Consider the following 3,886-nt stretch of genomic DNA (forward strand, 5'->3'; position numbering starts at 1 on the left):
CCGGCATCGCCGTGCTGGTCGGCGCGCTGGCGGCCGGCGCGCGGGCGCGCACCTATGATGCGGTGCTGCTGAAACTGCTCGGCGCCACCCGCGGCCAGGTCGCGGCGGCGACGCTGGCCGAATATGGCCTGCTCGCCGCCATCGTCTCGGGCCTGGCGCTGGTACTGGGCAGCACCGCCGGCTGGTTCGTGGTGACACAGATCTTCAAGCTGGAATGGACGCCGGACTGGCCGCGCGTGCTGCTCACTGTAGGGGTGGGCGCCGTCGTTACCGTGGTGCTCGGCCTGGCGGGCAACTGGCGGGCGCTCTCGGCGCGGCCGGCAACGGTGCTGCGACAGTTATGATGACTCTTCTGTAAGGGAGAGTCATTGAAAATTCAGGCGACATGCCCGATATTGAGCGGGTCGCCGGCCAATTGCCGGCCACAGGAGGAATTTGAGAGATGGCCAATAATGTGGACCCCCGGCTTGCTGCCTTCCGGGCCCAGGCCCCGGCAGACGCTGGTTATGACGCCGGCCTGCGCAAATACATGCTCGGCATCTACAACTATATGGCATCGGGCGTGCTGCTCACCGGCATCGTCGCGCTGTTGGTCTATTCGACGCCGTCGCTGTTCTCGGTGTTCTTCAACGAGATCGGCCGCCCGACCATCCTGGGCTGGGCCGCGATGCTGTCGCCGCTCGCCATCATCCTGGGCATGAACTTCGGCCTCAACCGCATGAGCGAAACGACGCTGAAGGGCCTGTTCTGGGGCTTTGCCGCGCTGATGGGCGTGTCGATGAGCACGATCTTCGCCCGCTACACCGGTGCCTCGATCGCCGAGACCTTCTTCGTGACGGCGGCGTCCTTCGCTGGTCTCAGCCTCTATGGCTACACCACGAAGCGCGACCTGTCGGCGATGGGCCGTTTCCTGATCATGGGCCTGATCGGCATCATCATCGCGTCGCTGGCCAATATCTTCATCCAGTCGAGCGGGCTCCAGTTGGCGGTGAACATCCTGGGCGTGCTGATCTTCGCCGGTCTGACCGCCTATGACACGCAGCGCCTGCGCGAGCTTTATTACCAGGTGGCCGGCAGCGATTTCGCCGGCAAGGCCGCCATCATGGGCGCGCTGACGCTGTATCTGAACTTCATCAACCTGTTCCAGTTCCTGCTCAGCTTCATGGGCAACCGCGACTGATCGGTTGATCTTATCAAGGGAAAGGCCCGGCGGGGAAACTCGCCGGGCCTTTTTTATCCCCTCTCCCGTTCGGGGAGAGGGTCGACTCGGCGCAGCCGAGCGGGGTGAGGGCTTCACCCCGCCGCCGCCGCCTCCACCCAGTCAATTCGATCCTGCCCGAAATGCATCTGGCCAGCGACGAAGCAGGTCGGCGCACCGAACACGCCGCGCGCGACGGCGCCCTCGGTGTTGGCAATCAGGCGCTGCTTCGCCTCCGGGCTTTGCGCCAGTTCCATCAGGGTGGCCGCATCATGGCCGGCCTCGGTCAGTGTGGCGGCAAGGATCTCGGGATCGGCCATGTTGCGGCCCTGTTGCCACATGCCGGCAAACAGCGTGTCGGTCACCGCCTCGAACCGCTCGTCGCCCTGAAGCCCGGCCAGGATGCGCATCATGGTGATGGTGTTGACCGGGAAAAAAGGGTTCATCACCAGGGGCATGCCATCGCGGGCGGCCCAGCGCGCCATGTCCTCGTTCATCCAGCGGCCCTTGGCAGCCACCGCGCCCGGCGGCATCCCGCCCGTGGCCTTGAACACGCCGCCGAGCAGGATGGGGACCGGCACGAGGCTGGCGCCGGTGCGGGCGGCGACCGTCTTCAGGCGATGCCAGGCCAGATAGGCGGTGGGCGAACCGACGTCGAACAGATATTCGATGGGGTGGGGCATGTTGGTCTCCTTCACCATTTCTCGATCCACGGCCGCAAATCCAGCTCATGTGTCCAGGCGGAGCGCGGCTGGTGGTGCAGGCGCACATATTCGGCCGCGATCGCATCCGGGTCGAGGATGCCGTCCTCGCTCTTCAGCGCGTAACGCTCGGGGAAATTGCTGCGGATGAACTCCGTGTCGATGGCGCCGTCGATGATCGGGTGCGCGACATGGATGCCCTTGGGCCCCAGTTCGCGCGCCATCGCCTGGGCCAGGCTTCTGAGCGCGAACTTGCCACCGGAAAAGCCGGCAAAGCCCGCCGAACCGCGCAGGGACGCGGTGGCGCCGGTAAACAAGATGGTGCCGCGTCCGCGGGGCACCATGCGCCGCGCCGCCTCGCGGCCGGTGATGAAGCCGGCCAGCGCGCACATTTCCCAGATCTTGCGATAGCGCCGCACCGTCTCATCGAGGATCGGCATCGGCGAATTGGCGCCGATGTTGAAGGCCATCACCTCGATCGGGCCGATCTCGCGCTCGACCCGGTCGAACAGCGCGATCATCGCGTCCTCGTCGCGGGCGTCGGCACCGATCGGCACACACTGCCCGCCCTCGGCCGCAATGCGCGCCGCCAGTGGGGCCAGGCCCTCGGCCGTGCGCCGCACCGGCACCGCCACCAGCCCGTCACGGGCAAAGGCGGCGGCAATGGCGCCACCGGTCGCGTCACCGGCACCGATGATGACTGCCGCGCCCGTCATTGGCCGGCCGCCATGATCATGCAGGTGGCAATACCGCTGGCCAGCAGTTTGCCATTTTCGTCCACCAGCGTGCCACGCGCGGTCGCCAGCCGCCGCCCGCGGGAGACGATTTCGGCCTGTGCGGTCACCGTTCCGGTCGCCGGCGTGATCGCGCGCACATAACTGATGTGCAGATCGGTGGTGACATAGGTCTCATCTGGCCCCAGCGTGGTGTGGACGGCACAGCTCATGGCGCTGTCGAGCAGTGTCGCGGCAAATCCGCCGTGGGTGATGCCAATCGGGTTGCCGTGTTGTGGGCCGGGCACGGCCTGCAGCGTCATCCGGCCAGCTTCGGCGTGGCCGCCCTTCATCGCCATCAGCGCGCCCATGCCGCTGCCGCCGCTGCCGGCCGCCAGCGCCTTCATCAGTGTGAGGCCGTCCGACTTCTCTGCAATTGCAGTCATTCTGCGGCCTCCAGCCGTTCATAAGTGTCATCGAGCAGGAAGCGCAGTGCGGCCAGTCGCCCGGCGCCCAGTCGCTGTTCAACCACCGCCTGCGCGGCCTGCCAGCCGGCGTGCGCGGCGGCGCGGCGCTGGTGACCGGCATCGGTGAGCCAGACCAGCCGGCCGCGCTTGTCCTTCGGGTCAATCTCGATGCGCAGCAGGCCTTCGTCGGCCAGTGGCCGCACCAGGCGCGAGATGGTGGAGGCATCGGCGGCCAGCCGTTCGGCCAGGGCGCCGATGGCCAGCCCACGCCGGCGTGACAGGCTGGCCAGCAGGCCGAACTGGCCAATGGTCAGGCCATGGCGGCTGAGCGCGTCGTCATAGATCTGGCTGACCTGGCGGGACAGGCGCCGCACCTTGGCGGCAGTGCAAACGCCGGCCGGACCGGGCGGCAAACTCTGCGCAGGCGAGTCGGGCAGGATGATCGTCATGGCTGCAGAATAAGCTGCAATTGCAGATAATCAAGCGCTCGGAGGGGTAGCCTCCCGGCTTTGACAGGGCGTCAGCGACGGGCGCGCAGGGCCGCCAGCGCCGCCGGCGTGTCGATATCGTCGAGGACGGCGTCCGACGGTGCGGGCACCGGCGTGATGGCGAATTCCTCCATCACGGCCCGGCCACCAACATCGCCGGCCAACCCGGTGAGGCGCGCAAAGGCGGCACGCGGCCAGCGCACCGGATGGCCGCGCCGGCCCGCCCAGGTTGGCAGCACCACCTGGCCAGGGGTGGCGGCAAGCTGGCGGATCAGCGCCGGCTCAACCCGCGGCATGTCGGCCAGGAACACCAGGGCGG

7 protein-coding genes are annotated in these 3,886 nt (G+C 67.6%); 2 read left to right on the forward strand and 5 right to left on the reverse strand.

Features of this window, described 5'->3' with window-relative positions:
- Both GJ693_RS14480 and GJ693_RS14485 read left to right on the forward strand, forming a co-directional pair.
- Window positions 1-344 (forward strand): FtsX-like permease family protein (locus tag GJ693_RS14480; RefSeq protein ID WP_156256974.1); only part of this gene is annotated, 344 nt, incomplete at its 5' end.
- A gap of 98 nt (window positions 345-442) precedes the next feature.
- A complete protein-coding gene (locus GJ693_RS14485; protein WP_156256975.1) occupies window positions 443-1,180 on the forward strand; it encodes a Bax inhibitor-1/YccA family protein in 738 nt (245 codons plus the stop codon).
- A gap of 113 nt (window positions 1,181-1,293) precedes the next feature.
- Here the strand turns inward: GJ693_RS14485 and GJ693_RS14490 are convergent, their stop codons facing one another.
- From GJ693_RS14490 to GJ693_RS14510, 5 genes are all read right to left on the reverse strand, one after another.
- Entirely contained in the window at window positions 1,294-1,881 is a 588-nt protein-coding gene (locus tag GJ693_RS14490; RefSeq protein ID WP_156256976.1) for a 2-hydroxychromene-2-carboxylate isomerase, read from the reverse strand.
- A gap of 11 nt (window positions 1,882-1,892) precedes the next feature.
- Window positions 1,893-2,615 (reverse strand): SDR family oxidoreductase, encoded by a 723-nt coding sequence (locus tag GJ693_RS14495; RefSeq protein WP_156256977.1) that lies wholly within the window; start codon window positions 2,613-2,615, stop codon window positions 1,893-1,895.
- On the reverse strand, window positions 2,612-3,058 hold the full coding sequence (locus tag GJ693_RS14500) for a PaaI family thioesterase (protein ID WP_156256978.1): 447 nt from the start codon (window positions 3,056-3,058) through the stop codon (window positions 2,612-2,614). Before GJ693_RS14500 ends, GJ693_RS14495 begins: the two co-directional genes overlap by 4 nt.
- On the reverse strand, window positions 3,055-3,528 hold the full coding sequence (locus GJ693_RS14505; protein ID WP_156256979.1) for a MarR family winged helix-turn-helix transcriptional regulator: 474 nt from the start codon (window positions 3,526-3,528) through the stop codon (window positions 3,055-3,057). Before GJ693_RS14505 ends, GJ693_RS14500 begins: the two co-directional genes overlap by 4 nt.
- A 71-nt stretch (window positions 3,529-3,599) precedes the next feature.
- A partial coding sequence (locus tag GJ693_RS14510) for a nucleotidyltransferase family protein (protein ID WP_156256980.1) occupies window positions 3,600-3,886 on the reverse strand: 287 nt, incomplete at its 5' end.

The sequence above is a fragment of the Sandarakinorhabdus oryzae genome (assembly GCF_009733735.1).
Lineage (GTDB): Bacteria > Pseudomonadota > Alphaproteobacteria > Sphingomonadales > Sphingomonadaceae > Sandarakinorhabdus > Sandarakinorhabdus oryzae.

Bases quoted from the DNA above. Each gene is read 5' to 3' on its own strand.
- GJ693_RS14490 (WP_156256976.1), bottom strand. From the start codon at position 1,881: ATGCCCCACCCCATCGAATATCTGTTCGACGTCGGTTCGCCCACCGCC.
- GJ693_RS14505 (WP_156256979.1), bottom strand. From the start codon at position 3,528: ATGACGATCATCCTGCCCGACTCGCCTGCGCAGAGTTTGCCGCCCGGT.
- GJ693_RS14485 (WP_156256975.1), top strand. From the start codon at position 443: ATGGCCAATAATGTGGACCCCCGGCTTGCTGCCTTCCGGGCCCAGGCC.
- GJ693_RS14495 (WP_156256977.1), bottom strand. From the start codon at position 2,615: ATGACGGGCGCGGCAGTCATCATCGGTGCCGGTGACGCGACCGGTGGC.
- GJ693_RS14500 (WP_156256978.1), bottom strand. From the start codon at position 3,058: ATGACTGCAATTGCAGAGAAGTCGGACGGCCTCACACTGATGAAGGCG.